General features: G+C 60.3%; 12 protein-coding genes. 2 read left to right on the top strand and 10 right to left on the bottom strand.

Translation table 11 applies throughout. The features are described from left to right. The first annotated feature begins 38 nt into the window (after positions 1-38). A complete protein-coding gene (locus ABEA58_RS04940; RefSeq protein WP_345549410.1) occupies positions 39-710 on the top strand; it encodes a C39 family peptidase in 672 nt (223 codons plus the stop codon). 235 nt (positions 711-945) lie between these two features. On the opposite strand, the gene ABEA58_RS04935 is transcribed toward ABEA58_RS04940, so the two are convergent. The 9 genes from ABEA58_RS04935 to ABEA58_RS04895 form a co-directional block, all read right to left on the bottom strand. After that, on the bottom strand, positions 946-1,680 hold the full coding sequence (locus tag ABEA58_RS04935; RefSeq protein WP_345549409.1) for a 5-oxoprolinase subunit PxpA: 735 nt from the start codon (positions 1,678-1,680) through the stop codon (positions 946-948). A 34-nt stretch (positions 1,681-1,714) separates the two neighbouring features. Continuing rightward, entirely contained in the window at positions 1,715-2,824 is a 1,110-nt protein-coding gene (alr, locus tag ABEA58_RS04930; protein WP_345549408.1) for an alanine racemase, read from the bottom strand. Further along, positions 2,821-3,780 carry a glutamate cyclase domain-containing protein gene (locus ABEA58_RS04925; protein ID WP_345549406.1) on the bottom strand — a complete coding sequence of 320 codons (960 nt, stop codon included), beginning with the start codon at positions 3,778-3,780 and terminating at the stop codon, positions 2,821-2,823. The genes alr and ABEA58_RS04925 overlap by 4 nt, the downstream gene beginning before the upstream one ends. After that, entirely contained in the window at positions 3,770-4,876 is a 1,107-nt protein-coding gene (locus ABEA58_RS04920) for a 5-oxoprolinase subunit C family protein (protein WP_345549404.1), read from the bottom strand. Before ABEA58_RS04920 ends, ABEA58_RS04925 begins: the two co-directional genes overlap by 11 nt. Beyond that, the gene (gene pxpB / locus ABEA58_RS04915) at positions 4,869-5,675 is read right to left on the bottom strand and encodes a 5-oxoprolinase subunit PxpB (protein WP_345549403.1); all 807 of its coding nucleotides are present in this window, start codon (positions 5,673-5,675) and stop codon (positions 4,869-4,871) included. Before pxpB ends, ABEA58_RS04920 begins: the two co-directional genes overlap by 8 nt. Positions 5,676-5,691: 16 nt before the next feature. Beyond that, positions 5,692-6,498, bottom strand: coding sequence for a putative hydro-lyase (locus ABEA58_RS04910; RefSeq protein ID WP_345549401.1), 807 nt, complete (start codon positions 6,496-6,498; stop codon positions 5,692-5,694). A 71-nt stretch (positions 6,499-6,569) separates the two neighbouring features. Further along, the gene (locus ABEA58_RS04905; RefSeq protein WP_345549400.1) at positions 6,570-8,036 is read right to left on the bottom strand and encodes an amidase; all 1,467 of its coding nucleotides are present in this window, start codon (positions 8,034-8,036) and stop codon (positions 6,570-6,572) included. Positions 8,037-8,177: 141 nt separating this feature from the next. After that, complete coding sequence (locus ABEA58_RS04900; RefSeq protein ID WP_345549398.1) at positions 8,178-10,103, bottom strand: glycoside hydrolase family 3 protein; 1,926 nt, start codon at positions 10,101-10,103, stop codon at positions 8,178-8,180. 265 nt (positions 10,104-10,368) lie between these two features. Next, complete coding sequence (locus ABEA58_RS04895) at positions 10,369-12,822, bottom strand: TonB-dependent receptor (protein ID WP_345549396.1); 2,454 nt, start codon at positions 12,820-12,822, stop codon at positions 10,369-10,371. A gap of 442 nt (positions 12,823-13,264) precedes the next feature. On the opposite strand from ABEA58_RS04895, the gene ABEA58_RS04890 reads away from it, so the two are divergent. Further along, on the top strand, positions 13,265-14,182 hold the full coding sequence (locus tag ABEA58_RS04890) for a LysR family transcriptional regulator (RefSeq protein ID WP_345549394.1): 918 nt from the start codon (positions 13,265-13,267) through the stop codon (positions 14,180-14,182). A gap of 14 nt (positions 14,183-14,196) precedes the next feature. On the opposite strand, the gene ABEA58_RS04885 is transcribed toward ABEA58_RS04890, so the two are convergent. Next, positions 14,197-15,651 carry an aminotransferase gene (locus tag ABEA58_RS04885; protein ID WP_345549393.1) on the bottom strand — a complete coding sequence of 485 codons (1,455 nt, stop codon included), beginning with the start codon at positions 15,649-15,651 and terminating at the stop codon, positions 14,197-14,199. Between the last annotated feature and the right edge of the window lie 285 nt (positions 15,652-15,936).

Raw genomic sequence — 15,936 nt, 5'->3', positions numbered from 1 at the left:
CGCACCCCTGCGCCGGCTCTGCACCAGATCTGTTAAGCATGGATAAAAAAACCGGCATGAAACCAACTTCGGTCATTTTATTGATCTCCGCTCTGGCTTCGACCGCAGCGATGCCGCTGCTAATGCCTGTGCCTGCCCATGCCACACAAGCAACGACAGTAGCGCAAGCGGGTGCGGCCCCCGACCTGCCCTACTGGCAACAGACTGAAAACCGCTTCGAACCGGAACGCACCTGCTCGCTCACCTCACTGGCCATGGTCACCGACTCTCTGGGCCTTACCAGTCCCGATGTCAACGGCCGCACCCCCGACTACCTCTTTACAAAACTGGGTGGGGTACGCCAGACGGTCCCGGCCCTGCAGTCCGCATTCAACAGCATTGCCGAGGCTGCGGGCAGCCAATACCGCGCCCACAGTAAAACCGATGGCACCATCGCGGAGGTGCGGCAGGCGCTGAACCAAGGCCATCCAGTGATCATCCACGGCTGGTTCACCCCGTCCGGGCATATCCTTGTAGTAACAGGATTTGATGGCAGCCACTACACCGTGCACGACCCTAACGGGCGCTGGAATCTGAAAAAGTGGGGAGCTTACGATACATCGGTATCCGGACAGGGGCTTCGTTACCCCAGAGAGGCGTTTGAGCGGGCCATCAATGACAATGGCTCAGGGGATGATCTGTGGCTGCATATATTTCGCCGCGCGCTTTGACTTGGCTTTTACCGGGGGCTTTTACCGGGGGCTTCAACAAGGTGTTTCAACTAATACTTTGACTAAGTGCCTTGACCTGGCCTGGCGTCCCTGTTGCCCGGCGATTTTATTTTATAAATCCTGCTTTACAGTCCTGCCCACAATTCCGGGGCTGACATCAATAAAAGTCCCTAAAACTCTTTAGGGAATTTCCAGGGGATCGTAAAAGCACGTTTAAAGAAATTCTTGCGGCTCTTTAACCCTCAGTCAAAGCGCCGCGAATTTCTCGAATCACCGCCACGCCGTGGGGATTGTCCCCATGCACGCAGAGAGTATCGGCGTCGAGGGGATAGCGCTGGCCATCACTAGCGACGACAAAGCCCTCTGCGATATTTTTCACCTGCTCCACCACAGACTCCGCATCCTGTAACACGGCGCCCGCCTCGCCGCGCGGCGTGAGACTGCCATCCGGGTGGTAGCGGCGGTCGGCGAAGGCCTCGAACAACAGGGGCACCGCGTATTCGCCGGCGATTTCCTCATGGCGTTTTCTGGCCGGCGTGGCCATCAGCATCAGGGGTATCTGCGGCTCCATGCGTTGGAGCGCTTCGAGGATCGCCCGGTACACGGTCTCCTGCCCCATCATGTCGTGATACAGCGCCCCGTGGGGCTTGATGTAGCTGAGCCGGGTACCCTCGGCGGCGCACAGCCCCTGCAAGGCGCCGGCCTGGTAGAGCACCATGGCGGTCACCTCTTCCGGCGGGCAGGCCATGGAGCGGCGGCCGAAGCCCATCAGGTCCGGGTATGAGGGGTGCGCGCCTACCTCCACAGTGTGCGCCCGGGCCAGTTGCACCGTGCGCTGCACGGTCAGCGGGTCGCCGGCGTGGAAGCCACAGGCCACGTTGGCCATGTCGATGTACGGCATCACTTCGGCCTCGTCGACCAATTGCCAGTTGCCGTAGCCCTCGCCAAGATCGCAGTTGAGCTTGATCACTTTTTCTCCGTGCGCGTCGATTATTGCGTGCGCTTCAGTCGTTCTCGTATACCCGCGGTACACGCTCGGTCAGACCGGTGAGCAGTTCGTAGGCGATGGTGCCGGCAGAGGCCGCCACCTCCGCCACCGGCAGCTGGGCACCCCAGAGAGTAACCGGCGTGCCCACCTTGGCATGGGGAATATCGCTGAGGTCCACCGCCAGCATATCCATGGATACCCGGCCAACCAGCCGGGTGCGCTGTCCACCCACCAGCACCGGGGTTCCCGTGGGCGCATGGCGCGGATAGCCATCGCCATAACCGCAGGCGACGATGCCGAAACGCCCCGCCTTCTGGAAATGATAACTGCAGCCGTAACCGACACTCTCCCCTTTCTCCACAGAGCGCTCGGCAATCAGCCGCGATTCGAATTCCATGGTGCTTTTCAGCTCGGGATGTTCGACACCGTCGAGGCGGGGGTTTACCCCCCACAGCATAATGCCGGCGCGGTTCCACTGGCGGCGGGCCTGGGGGATCGCCAGCAGGGCCGCAGAATTGGTGATGCTGTGCGGCAGGCGCTGTCCCGTCACCTCTTGCGTGGTGCCCAAGGCCGTATCACTGGCCTCATCGAAGCGCTGTAACTGGATGCGGTTAAACTCCCGCTCAGGCTCGTCGGCACAGGCCATATGGGTCATCAGCGTGATCTCGCTGTCGGGCGCCAGCGCCCGCAGCCGCTGGTAGACAGCGGCGGCTTCGCGCCAGCTGAAACCGAGCCGCCCCATGCCGGTGTCGATTTTAAGCCACAGGGCAAGGGCGGTGGCGCCTGGCTCCAGTGCCAACATCTCCAGCTGGTAATCGCTGTGAATGACAATATCCAGCCGCTGGCGAATCGCCTCGCGCAGGGCCATCTGATCGAACACGCCTTCGAGTACCAGCAGGCGATTGCCAACCCCGGCATCGCGCAGCGCCAGCGCCTCTTCGATGGTCGCCACCGCCAGCGCATCGGCGCCTTTAAGGGCAGCGGCGACCCGGGTTAAACCATGGCCGTAACCATTGGCTTTAATGACCGCCACGGTGCGGCCATCCGGCGCGGACAGCGCGCGGGCAAAATCATAATTGTGGCGAATAGCGTCCAGGTTGACCCTCGCCCGCAGTGGACGGCTCATGAATACGACTCCAGTAAAAATTCCCGGCCAGCGGCTGGCGTAGCGTCAGCCGCCGGTTCCGGCGTCATGATGGCTGCGGCTAGCTGGCGCAGCTGGGCAATCAGTCTCTGGCCCTGCCGGGCATCCAGGCCGTCCTCGGTGGGCGTGGCCTGCCGGGTGACACCATCCACGATGCCGGAGCGATTGAGTGCCTGCAAAAGCGACCTCAGATCAGCACCCGGAAACAGATCGCGGCCGGCGTGGGCGGAGGCCAGTGCCACCGCCCCATAAACCCCCCAGTTGGAGACATCGGAGATGACCAGATGATCGGTCACCGAAACCGCCGGCTCAATATCCAGCGGCCGCAGCGCGGCTTTGACGCGCCCCATTCCCACTTCATTGCCGCCGTCGGCGAAGGCGAGCGTGGGGCAATCGATGCAGGACAAAAGCGCCTCCCAGGGGAGAGTGCGGGCACTGATATTATCACCGCGCATATTGTAATAATTGCCATCGGCGGTCACTCCCGGCACCTCCACAAACACCACCAGTGTCGGGGCAAATTCCTGCACCGCCCGCAGCGGTTCACTATCCGGGCTGGCGCCCGCGCTAAAATCTGCCGCAATCGCTACCCGTTCATCGAGCCCCAGCAGCGCCATGCCCTGGCGCAGCCGCGCGACGAAATCCGCCAGTCCCACCAGGCGCACCTCGGAACCGAGCGCCCGCAGCGCCGAAGCCAATACCAGCGCGCCCGCCGGGCCGTCGGTTTCGAAGGTTTCCCCGACCGGGAAACCGCTGACAATCATCACCCGCGCCCGCCGCTGCAGCAAAGTTTGCACCGCAGAGTGCAGATAGCCGGTCTGCCAGGCGCTGCGCACCCGCCCCATGCCGCGCTGGTCGCGACTGACCAGGCGCTCCTCGATGTCGAGGGCGAGCGCGCGCAATATCGCCGCGTCGGCTGGCAACCTCTCAGCGTGCATGGGTCACTCCTAGAAAAAATTGCCGCTGTTGCCGCAGCAGCGACTGCGACTCGTCGAGAGTCCCGGGCACAAAACGCAGGATTGATCCGGGGCGCGCCTGCGCCAGCCGGTCCAGATCCACGCTGTAGACATGGCCTATTTTTGGGTAGCCGCCGATGGTCTGGCAGTCGCGCATCAGCACAATGGGCAGGCCACTGCTCGGCACCTGCACGGCGCCGGGACTGACCGCCTCGGACACCAGGTTGCCGGGCAATGCCTGCCCCTCACCAGCTAACGTATCCGCGGTCAATCCGTGAGCCCCCAGGGCATCGCCGCTCAGGCGCACCCCCATGCGGTCGGAGTCCGCCGCAACCCGGTATTCCTGCGCGAACAGCTGCTCTGTCACCGACGGGGGAAACTGTGCAAACTGATTCGAGGGCACCAGCCGCAGCACCAGCGGTTCATCGTAGCGGCGCTGGAAGCGCGCCGGCGTCCGCCGCAGCATAGGGTTTTCATTCTGCCCACCGGGCAACTGATGGCTCGCGGGTTTCGGCCCTCGTTGATGCCACGACTGCGGCAAATAATCGACCGCTTGATAGGGCAGCTGATCTCCAGCCCGCAGCGCCTGCCCGCATAAACCACCCAGTTTTTCACCGACGGTGGTGGCGCGGCTTCCCCACACCGGGGGACACAGAATGCCGCCGGCAATCGCCAGATAAGCCCGCAACCCGGTGCGGGCCATACCGCCCTGCAACAGGCCACCCGCGGGTACGCGATGGGAGGCCCATGGCGGCAGCGGACGGCCATCGAGACGCCAGCCGCAATCGGCGCCGGTGAGCGCGATGCGTGTCTCGCTGGCAAAACGCAGGGCGAAGGGCCCCAGTGCGATTTCGAGCACGGCCGCGGCGGCGCTGTTGCCGAGCAAGCGGTTGGCCCAGCCGGCGGCGTGGCGATCGAGGGAACCGCCGACACTGACTCCCAGGTGCTGCTGACCGCGCCGCCCGCTGTCCTGAATCAGCGTCAGGGGGCCGGCTTTTTCAACCGTGGCACTGGTGACCAAAGCGGTACTGGTAGCGGTACTGGGAACCGCACTGGTAGCGGAGGAACAATCAGTCATCCAGCACCTCCTTACCCTGCTCCTTACCCTGCTCCTTACCCTGCTCGCTACCTAGCCCGCCATCCAGCTCGCCACCTAGTTTTAGAAAAGTGTCCCGGTCAATGCGCTTGAAGCGCACCCGGTCGCCCACCTGCAACAGCACCTGCGGCGGCTTCTTTTGCGCGTCGAACAGGGCCAGGGGACAGAGACCAATCAGGTTCCAGCCACCGGGGGATGCACAGGGATAAACCGCCGCCTGCGCCCCGGCAATGGCGACAGCGCCTCTGGGCACCCGGCGCCTGGGCGTGTCCAGACGCGGTGCACGCAGCTGCTCCGGCGTCTCCCCCATGTAGGCGAAACCGGGCCGGAAACCCAGCGCGTAAACACGGAACCGGGCTTCGCCGTGCAGGCGAATCACCTCCTCGGTGCTGAGGCCGGCGAACTCCGCCACCCGCTGCAGGTCCGGGGCCACTTCGCTGCCGTAGTAGACCGGCAATTCGATAGCGCGCCCGGTTCTGCTGTCTGCCTCAGCCGCACCCGCAATCCCGCTGCCAGCTTCAGCATCGGCAATGGCGACTTGCGCCTCAAACGCCTCCATCAGCGAAGTCAGTCGCGCAATAATAAATTGCCGGTCGCAGCGCAGCAGGTCGTAGTAAAGGGTAATGCTGCAATAGGAGGGCACCAGATCGGTGAGGAATTCCCCGAGGGACCGCCGCAGGTACACCAGCAGATGGCCAATCTGCCGCAGCACCGCTTCGCTGGGCTGCTCCGCCAGATAAAGAGTGATCGACTCGTCTCCCGAGTCCTGTATGCGCCACATACTTCCGGCCCTGCTCTTACCAGCCCAACTGATCCCGCGCGGTGACACCGGCGAGATCCTCGTTGAGCCGATCGGTAATCAGCATATGGCCGGGACTGTGGGTAATGCAGAAATCGAGCCCTGCGTTGCGCACGGCCTCAATGGCGGTAACGCCGCAGGCCCAGAATGCGGGCACCTCATCCGGTGCAATGCGCACCGCATCGCCGAAGTCCGGGCGGTGGATATCCGCAATGCCCAGTTCCGCGGCCGGCCCGGCAAATACCGGCGCACCGTGCACCAGCGGGTAGCGGGCACAGATTGAGTGCACCCGATCCAGGGCTTGTGCCGGGAAGGGGCGCATACTCACCACCAGGTTCGCGGCGAAGGGGCCAACCGGCTGGCAGCGGCGCGCCGTTTTGTACATCGGCACATTGCACTGCTGGCTAATATTGCGCACTTCAAGCCCCTGGCTGATCAAGGCCTCTTCAAACGAAAAGGAACAGCCGAGGGCGAAGGTGACGAGATCGTCCCGCCAGTGACCGCGGATATCGTGAACCTCTTCCACAACACCGCCGGGTGAAAGCAGCTGGTAGCGCGGCACATCGGTGCGGATATCGATATCGTCGCCGAGGGGCGCTAACAGGGACTCGCCGGGGCGGGAGCGATACAGCAGCGCGCAGGCGCGGGCGTTGGCATGGCAGAAGGCTTCGAAGGCCTCTGCCTGAGCCGCGGGTACGATGGCAATGTTGGCCTGCACGTAACCGGGGGCGAACCCGGACGTTGGCCCCTGAAAGCTGCCGGCACGGATTTGTGCGCGTATCTCGCCGGGACTCTGCTGGTTCATGCTGCCACTCTCTGAATCGTCTTTACTGCCTGCACTGTTTGCCCTGCCTGATGTGCTCAACGTGATGTGCCCTAACTGATGTGCTGTGCCTGAGCCGCAGCCCCCGGTGCCTCGGGCAGCTGCGGATAATGCCTGTTGCTGATAAAGGGGCCGCTGGCCTGCTCCAGCGCCAGACCGGCGCGCAACAGTGCCGCATCCCCGTAGGGCCGGCCCACAAGCTGCACGCCGGTGGGTACGGCATTGTCGGCCATGCCACTCGGCAGCGACAGCACCGGGCAGCGGCTCAGTGTATTGAAGGGGTAAGTCATAAACCATCCCTTCACCGGGTCAACGGCCCGGCCGTTTACACGGATTTCGTCGCGGCTGTAATCAAAGTCGGCGGGGACTTTGGTGGTGCACACCGTCGGGCACAGGAGAAAATCGCAATCCCTGAATACCCGCTCCAGCGACTCCCACATACTCTGGGCATAGGCATTGGCCCACAGGATCTGCTGCGGAGTGGCCTGTTCGGACAGGGAGAAATAGTGGCGGGCATAGGAAGTCAGCTGCGCGCGCTGTTCCGGGCGGCCAAATTTCTGCCGCAGCATCTGCCCCATCTGCGCCCCCTGGTGAATCTGCGCGGTGCGGATACAGCGCTCATCCCAGTCCAGGGATACGCTGTCCACCTCGGCGCCGAGCTGCCGCAGCGAGTCGGCAAACTGGAGGGTGTTGTTGCGCACATCCTCCTCGAGGGGAAAGAACCCCAGGTCCACACACACCCCCACCCGCATGCCGCGCAGGTCCAGTGGCTCCGGGGCGACCCGCTCCTTCGGCAACTGCGACATCAGGTCCACCGGGTGCGGGCCGGAAATCAGATTGTAGAGCAGCACGGTGTCGCGCACGCTGCGGGTCAACACACTGTGGTGCACGTAGGGGTCGACATTGTAGGGGGGAATTTCCGGAACCCGTCCATAGGATGCCTTGAGTCCAACAAGGCCGCAGAGCGCCGCCGGGATTCGCACCGAACCGCCCATGTCGGTGCCATTGGCAATGGTGCACAGGCCGGCGGCGAGCGCAGCGGCGGAGCCGCCGGAAGAACCGCCGGGAGTAATATCCGGGTTCCACGGGTTGCGCGTCACCCCCCACAAGTCGGACCAGGTAAAAGCCGCCACCGAAAACTCCGGCGTGGCGGTGCGCCCGTTCACAAGCGCCCCCGCCGCCAGCAAGCGCTCCGGTACCGGGTCGGTCACATCGGCGCGGTTGTCGCGCATCAGGCGCGAGCCGTTGGTGGTGATCTCCCCGGCGAGATAGGTCTCATCCTTGATGGCGGTGCTGACACCTTCCAGGGGCCGCGCCGATCCCTGCCGATAGGCCGCCTCGGCCTGCCGCGCCTGCACCAGCGCGCGCTCGAAATGCAGCGCGGTAAATGCGTTCACCGCCTGCCCGCAGGATTCAAGACGCTGCTGCTGGGCGCGCAGGATTTCCACCGGCGAAACTGCGCCTGCGCGGAAAAGCTGGATGGCCTCACAGGCGTCGAGATAACACAAATCCTCGGACATGGAATACCCTGCTTTATTGTCTTTGGAGGTTCGCTCCAGTTTGCGCAAAGCGAATGCTGGTATTAAGTGACGAACTAATGGCGCGACCGATAGACAGGCGCCAGCACCGCACCTTGGGCGAATACTGGCGGCATCGGAGGATTAACTCTCGCTGGCGTCTTCCGGGATAGCATCCAAGCCGCTCTGCACCGTCACCGGCAGACTGCCCACTGGGGCCCTGTCACTGGCCAGTGCCGCGGCCAACGCGCGGTAGATGGGCCCCTGAAACACATCGTCGTCACCGATAAAGGCCTTGTAGTCAAACGTCGCCAGGTGCAGGTCGGCCAGGCGCTGGAAGGCGGCGGCCTCATAGGGGGAGCGCATACTCACAAACACGGTTTTCTGACCCCGCTGCCGCGCTATGGCGAGGCTGCGCCGGTACACGTCATACAGTTCTTCCAGGGGCAGCGGTGGCCGGTTCAGCTGATTCAGGTCTTCCATGCCGCCGAGCTCCACGGCGCTCTCGCCGGGCACGATGCTGGCAACGATCAGCACATCGGCATCGCTGGCCGGCAGGTTTGCGAGGGCGTTATGGGCATCCAGCATCTCAACGCTGGCCTCGGTCACCGCCTGCAACGCCAGACGATAGGCCTCACCCACGGCCGGGCTCGGGGCCAGCACCTGAATTTTTTTCACATCGGCGCTCAGCACCGGAAGGATATTGGCGGCCGGCGGATAGATCACACTGACCGCCGCGCTGGCGAGCGCGTCCGCCAGCCGGGCGTGTTCCGGTTTGCTCAGCACACGCTCCGCCATCTGCTGCCGCTCAGCGGCGCTGGCCGCTATCCAGCCACTATCGATATAGCGCTGCTTCAGCGCAGCGATACGGGCGACGGAAGTATCGATTTCCGCTTCCGACAGTTGCCCGCGCTGAACCGCTGCCACAGCGTGGTCAATGATCCTGTGCAATCGCGCAATATCTTCCGGGAAGCGGATTTTCAATGGCATAAGCGCGATATCCGCGCCGGCGGCGAAGGTGTTCACCACCGCCTCCTCGGTTGAGAAGTAGTCACTGATACCGGCCATTCCCAGTGAGTCGGTAACAATCACGCCCTCGTAGCCCATTTCACCCCGCAGCAGGTCGGTGAGGATGCGGCGCGACAGGGTGGCCGGAACCACGATCTGCTCCCCGTCCTGCGAGGTGATCGTTGTGTCATCGAGGGCCGGATACTGGATATGGGCGGTCATGGTCAGGGCCGGCTGGGCCTGATCAAACGCCCGGGCGAATGGCAACAGGTCAATGGCGCGGGCCTGCTGCAGAGAGCGCTCCACCCGTGGCAGGCCGGTATGGCTGTCCACCGAGGTATCGCCATGGCCCGGAAAGTGCTTCACCGTGGCCGCCACCTGCTGCGCCTGAAAAGCCCGTATGGCCGCCACCCCCAGCTCCGCAACCACTTCGGGGTTTTCCGAGTAGGAGCGCACATTGATGACCGGGTTTTGCGGGTTGCTGTTCACATCAACCGTGGGCGCAAAGTTGACGTTAAAGCCCAGCCCGCGCAGCTGTTCCGCCATAGCCGCCGCGGTCTCAGCGGCAAAGTGCTCACCATGGCGCGGATAAGTGGCGCCAATGGCCATATTGCCGGCAAAGGCGGTCGCCTCGGCCCGCGGCAAGCGGTGCACGCGCCCACCCTCCTGGTCGATACCAATCAGCAGCGGGCTGCCCGAGCGGGAACTGGCCGCAGCGGCCTGCAAATCGCCGTTGAGGGCGATGATCTGCTCGGCGGACTCCAGGTTATCGGCAAACAGGATGATGCCGCCGATACCCGTCTCGGTAATCATCTGCCGCAGCGCACCCGGCAAACGGGTCACCGGCTCGGCGCAGTGCCCCTGGTTTTCTTCCGTTCGCTGCTGATCGGGACAGAAGTAGCGAATATCCAGCATGATCTTCTGGGCGATCTTGTCGCGCAGAGCCTGGGCATGCTGGTCACCACCCTCACCGCCGCAGGCGCTCAGGGAAGACACCAGCGCGGTCGCGGATACCAGCGCCGCAGAGCGGCGCACGAGGCGGAGAAGACTGGGAGACATCATTGCGGATAATCCATTATTCATCTTGTTAGATTTTGGAATATTTTATTCTGCCGGAGAAGCCCCTAGCACACAAGCGCCGGCGCGCGGCCTGCCTCACCCCAGCCAAGCTGGGGGACGCGCACAAAAAAGGGCCGGACAAGCCGACCCCAAGTCAGGGGGAAATATCTACCTCGGCACATTGCGTAAGAGCAAAGTTCGCGAGAGAAGTTACTCTGGACGCTGTGTCACCCGGGCCGGCCAAGTCCGCCCCGGGCAAATGGCCTATTTAGAAATCATAAGATACATTCAGGCCGATAGTGCGCGGTGTGGCATTGAAAATACGGCGACCGAGCACCCCACCAGACTGGCTGGAAACAATCGGATCATCATTGAGCAGGTTATTTACCCACAGTCCTGCAACCGCCTTATCGAAGCGCATGCCCGCACTGGCATGAAACAGAGTATAGGAGGGGCGAACCCATGGCTTCCATGTTTCCATCGTCACATCATCGGTATCTTGGTCAACCACAATGACGGTATCTTCACGGTCGGTATTGGTTTTACCCACATATCGCCCCCGCACCGAAGCCCACACCGGTAAACCGGCAAGCTCACCACTGTAGCTCACGCCCAAATTATGCTTCCATTTTGGAGAGCCACCCAGTAAGTCTCCCTTAACCCATGTAGCACAAGCATAATCATCACCGCTATCGCCACCAGTATTCTTGTACATGCAGTGAGTGAGGGTATCGGTGAAGCGCCCCTCTGTCGTTGCGGTGGAGTAAGTCAAGGACCAGTTATCATTCAAACGATAGCGGGAGGAAAACTCCCAACCTCTGGTTTCTGCATCCGGCCCATTCTCAGTACCATTAATAGGAAATCCATACTCGACAGCCTGAGAGCGGTAGGTCTGAGGATCACTCCAATTCATTTGATATACATTGCTCTGAACGTATAACTGCTGATCAAAGAAATAGCCCTTCACACCAAGCTCGAAGTTATCAATAGAGTCCGGCTCAAACGACTTTGAATCCTCAGCGACCTCGTAGCCGTTGTAATCGCGAAAAGTATTGCGACCACCACGACGGAACCCCTGAGAGAAAGTGGCATATGCCAAAACATCACTATTTAAATCGTAAGAAGCATTCAATTTGAAAAAGCTCTTACCATTTTCGCCACCTTTGGTTTTCAGATCCTGATCCGGCAAGGCGAAAGTATGATCCAACAGGATTGTGTGGCGCTTATCCTCATAATTAAAAATACGTGCGCCGGCTGTCATAGTCAGCTTGTCGGTGACGTTATAAGAGAACTCACCGAATAGTGCGTCTTCCGAGTAAATACCGCGATAGTCTTCTTCATAGCCGACATCGGCTACACTCGCAACACGCTTCCAAGACAACTCTTGGTCTATGGTTGGGATAATCTCCCTGAATGCTATTGAGCTCTCTTGTTCAGTGGTATAAAAGCCCAGAATCCACTCGTAGCTATCATTGGCCGTGGATACCAAGCGGGTTTCATGACTGAATCCTTCATAGGCATTGTCAAATGTCATGTAAGCTGTGATGTTGGTATCAGCCGCACCAAATCCCGCCCAGCCATAATAGGCATAACCCTGGCTGGTATAATCCGCCTCACCAACGCTTGTATCTTCGAATTTTGAAGTGCTGGAGGTCAGAGTGGCAAAGCCCAGATCAACTTCAATGTCCAGCACATCCAGGGAGAACTCTTTATCGGCATACTCCTCGTGGGGGGATATGATCGTGTGGGCATTAATCGCATAGGGAGTTTTGTAATCACCGAATTGGATATCCGCGTATTTTTCATCTGCCTCACCCAAAGGTAGAAGATTTGCGCCCCGAGTTCCGTGCGCTAACTGGTCCTGCTGCATATGCGTAAGCTTTATTTCCACGGCATCTGCCGGCGCCCACAGGGCCGATATCTTTGCTGTAGTTGCCTCCTGCCAATTGTCATCCTTATAGATAACCTGATTGGGATTAGGGTCAGGTATATAGGCATCACCACCAGTACGCCAGGGAGCATTCGCAGCTCGATCAATATAGCCCGCCTCATCCAAATAAGCGCCAGAAGCTCGAACAGCAAAAGTGTCAGATAACGGCAGATTTATAACAAAGTCGGTATCACTACTGACGCCCCCACCATTTACCTGATAGGCCGAGGTATTCAGGCTAAATTGAGATTCTTCAAGGTTAGGTTCATTGGTAATGTAACGAATCGTCCCGCCAAGACTTCCTGAACCGTAAAGAGTCCCTTGTGGACCCAGCAGTTTCTCAACCCGCTGTATATCCTTAATACGGAAGCCTAATTTCGGCAGTGGCGTATCGTCGATATAGTACGCGAGGGTAGTTTTGACGAACTGTTCCAGATTGTTGGCACTGACAGGCGAGACATTCAAGCCTCGAACTGTCACAGAATCAGAAAAGCGGGCGCCGCTATCCGGAGCACTCAACTCTACACTATCCTGAATCAGCCGCTTTACATCTGTAATATTTTGCTCACGCAAGGCTTCGCCTGAAATAGCGGTGATATTCATCGGCAGGTCCGAAGCGGCGGACTCACGCTTACTCGCTGTTACTACAACCTGCTCGATCGCTGAACCCTTGCTGGACTTTTTCTCGGACTCGTCTGTTTCGGTATCCACCTGGCCATACACGACAGGAGCCAGCGCGAGAGCCAGAGAAGAGATTAAGAATGCAAGCGGTTTTTTCTTATACGGTAACATACCCTTTTCCTTTCTAATTATTTGAGCCTTAACTGGGTGCACAACTTCCTCGCCCCTTGGCCCAGAGCTTCGCGCAGGAGTTCTGCAATCAAAAAATATCAACCATCGGCACAGCCGATAAATGGAATGTGACTGGCGGTTCGCGATGGGTTGCGCACCGGGCTGGCGCAGCGGCAAGACGGGATTCCGCCATTTGGCCCCCAATCGGGGCACAAGAGCCTTTTGAGTCAACAATCTTTTTACTCAGTGAAGCCAGTGGAAACTGGCTTCATCAGCAAGTCAGCGGATAAAAAGTTGGGGATTCTGCAACCGACTCGATAAATGCGAGGACACTTTTCTCGACCCTGCAGGGCTGATACAGTCAAACCCATCGGCAGTGCCGATGCCAGCTAGAGATCCCGCTGGGCGGCAGGTATCAGAATAATGTTGTATGGAGTACCCGATGGAATCCCGTTTCTTTATCGCCCCGGAACAGCTCGAGGCCTTCGAGGCCGCCGCCCGCAGCGGTTCCTTTTCCGCCGCCGCCCGCAGCCTGGGCAAAGCCCAGTCCACCGTCTCCGGTCTGATCAGCAATCTCGAGATCGATACCGGCCTGCAACTCTTTGACCGCGCCGGTCGCGAGCCCAAGCTCACGGCCCAGGGCCGCGCACTGCTGCAGGATGTGCGGGCGCTGCTGAATTCCTACTCGCGCTTTGAAGCCAAGAGCCGCAGCCTCAACGCCGGGCTTGAAGAGTCGATCACACTTGCCATCGATGAGTCGGCCATCAACCTGCAGCAACTGGCGCTAAGCCTGGCACCTTTCTACCAGCGCTACGCCACCGTCTCCCTGCACCTCCTGCATGCCTCTGGTGACTCCGCGTCGAAAATGGTTCGTGAAGGCACAGCCGATATCGGCATTGTCCTCAGTCGGGGAGACTACCCGGAGGACTTCGACTTCCGCGGCGTGGGCAGCTGCAGTTTTGTGCTGGTGGCCGGGGTTCAGCACCCTATGGCGCAACTGGAATCCGTCTCAAGCCAGGACCTGCACAACCACCTGCATCTGCGCATCAGCAACTCCGCTGAAATGGGTTCCCTGCCCGAAAACGACCTCAGCGATCGCATCTGGTATCTGGAGAGCTACTCCCTGTTTATGAGCCTGCTGACCGCCGGGCTGGGCTGGGCGTTCGTGCCCATGCATATCGCCAGGCCGCATCTGCAAGCCGGCAGCATCAGGGTCCTGCCGACGGACTTCCAGCTGACCCCCTACCCTTACGGCACCGATCTTATCTGGTCCCGCCGCAAGGCTCTGGGCCCTGCCGGGCAGAGCCTGATCGACGAAATCTCCGCGGTGCTGGCCTCCGCGCAAGCAGAACCCGCCTGAGTGGCGGGATCAGGCTAAGCAGGCAGCGAGCCCGCTATGGAAGCCGAAGCTGAACCCGATATTGCGCCTGCCACCGCGCCTGACGGCGCTGGCAGGTGGCCCTCGGCCACCAGATCGCTGTGGGTCTGTAAAATAGCCTGCCCCAGCCTTTCCACTACAAAGTCCACCTCCTGATAATCCATCGTCAGCGGCGGTGACATGACATTCAGGTGCACGATGGGGCGCACGATCAGCCCCGCCTCTTCGGCGCGGTCGGAGATCCACTTGCCGATGTTGAGACTGTCCGGGAATACTTCGCGGGTATTCTTGTCGCGCACATTCTCGACACACATCATGAAGCGCTTGCCACGCACATCGCCCACCAGGGGCAGCTCCCGCAGGGTCTGCAGGCGCTCCTCGAAATAAGCCCCCACTTTTACCACCCGCTGCAGCAGGTTTTCCCGCTCGATAATTTCGATATTTTTCAGTGCGGCGGCGCAGGCGACCGGGTGGCCAGAATAGGTAAAGCCGCTGGCGAAATAGCGGTCACTGTCACCGGAGGAAATCACCTCGTAAATACGGTCGGAAAAAAGGGTCGCGCCGAGGGGCAGATAGCCCGAGGTTAATCCCTTGGCACAGGTGATAATGTCCGGCTGGACGCCAAACATTTCCTCGCAAGCAAACCAGTGCCCGACCCGGCCGAATGCGGTGACCACCTCATCGGCCACATAGAGAATGTCATTCGCCTTGCACAGCTCCCACATGCGCCGGTTGTAGTCCGCCGGCGGCACGATCACACCGCCGGAACCGAGAATCGGCTCGGCGAAAAACGCCGCAATTTTATCCGCGCCAAGCTGGTCGATTTTCTGTTGGAATTCCTCCACCAGGGAATCACAGAACTGCTGCTCATCCATACCCTCCGGCGCGCGATAGTAATTCGGGCAGGAAAGATGGTGGATGGTATCGCTGATGTAATCGAACTCGGCGATCCTGTCGCCGCTCTTTCCGGTAATGGACATGGCCGCGTAGGTACTGCCGTGATAGCCCCCGCGACGGGCAATTATGTGTTTCTTGTGTGGCATGCCCCGGCAGTTCTGATAGAAGTGGATTAACCGGAAAGCGGTATCCACAGCGGTCGAGCCGCCGCAGGTGAAAAACACCCGATTGATATCCCCCGGGGCCAGTTGCGCCAGCTTCTCCGCCAGTGCGACTGCCGGTTCATTGGCCATATCCACGAATGGATTGGCATAGGCCAGCTGGCGCACCTGCTCGGCGATGGTTTCCGCCATCTCTTCGCGGCCCAGGCCAATATTCGTGCACCAGAGGCCTCCCACCGCATCGAAGTAACTGTTGGCGTTACTGTCCCAGAGCCGGCTGCCCCTGGCGCGGGACAGGATCAGCGAGCCCTCCTGCTGAAATGACTCGAAGTGGGTCCATGGGTGCATCCAATGGCGCTTGTCCGCTTCCCAGATTTGTTTGTGGTTCGTCATGCGAACGGCTCCTGTACAGCCACGGTAATAGCGTGGCGAAACTTGCGATGTTCGACAGTGTAGGGAAGACAGCGGAGGGAGACAGTTTAGAGCCATCGATACGGCCGATGGTTGCGAGCGGCCATCAATGAGCTCAAACGCCGGATTGAGAAAAGATATAGGGCGGGGTGAAGTAAACGGAGCGGCTAAGGTGAAAATGAGAGAAGTAAAAGTGAAAGTGAAAGTGAAAGTGAAAGTGAGAGCAAAAAACAGAGAACCGGGGCCTGCTGGCCCCGGACAAGGAAA

It is taken from the genome of Microbulbifer aestuariivivens (assembly GCF_039545115.1).
In the GTDB taxonomy this organism is placed as follows: domain Bacteria; phylum Pseudomonadota; class Gammaproteobacteria; order Pseudomonadales; family Cellvibrionaceae; genus Microbulbifer; species Microbulbifer aestuariivivens.
This window is presented reverse-complemented; position numbering and strand designations above follow the sequence as displayed.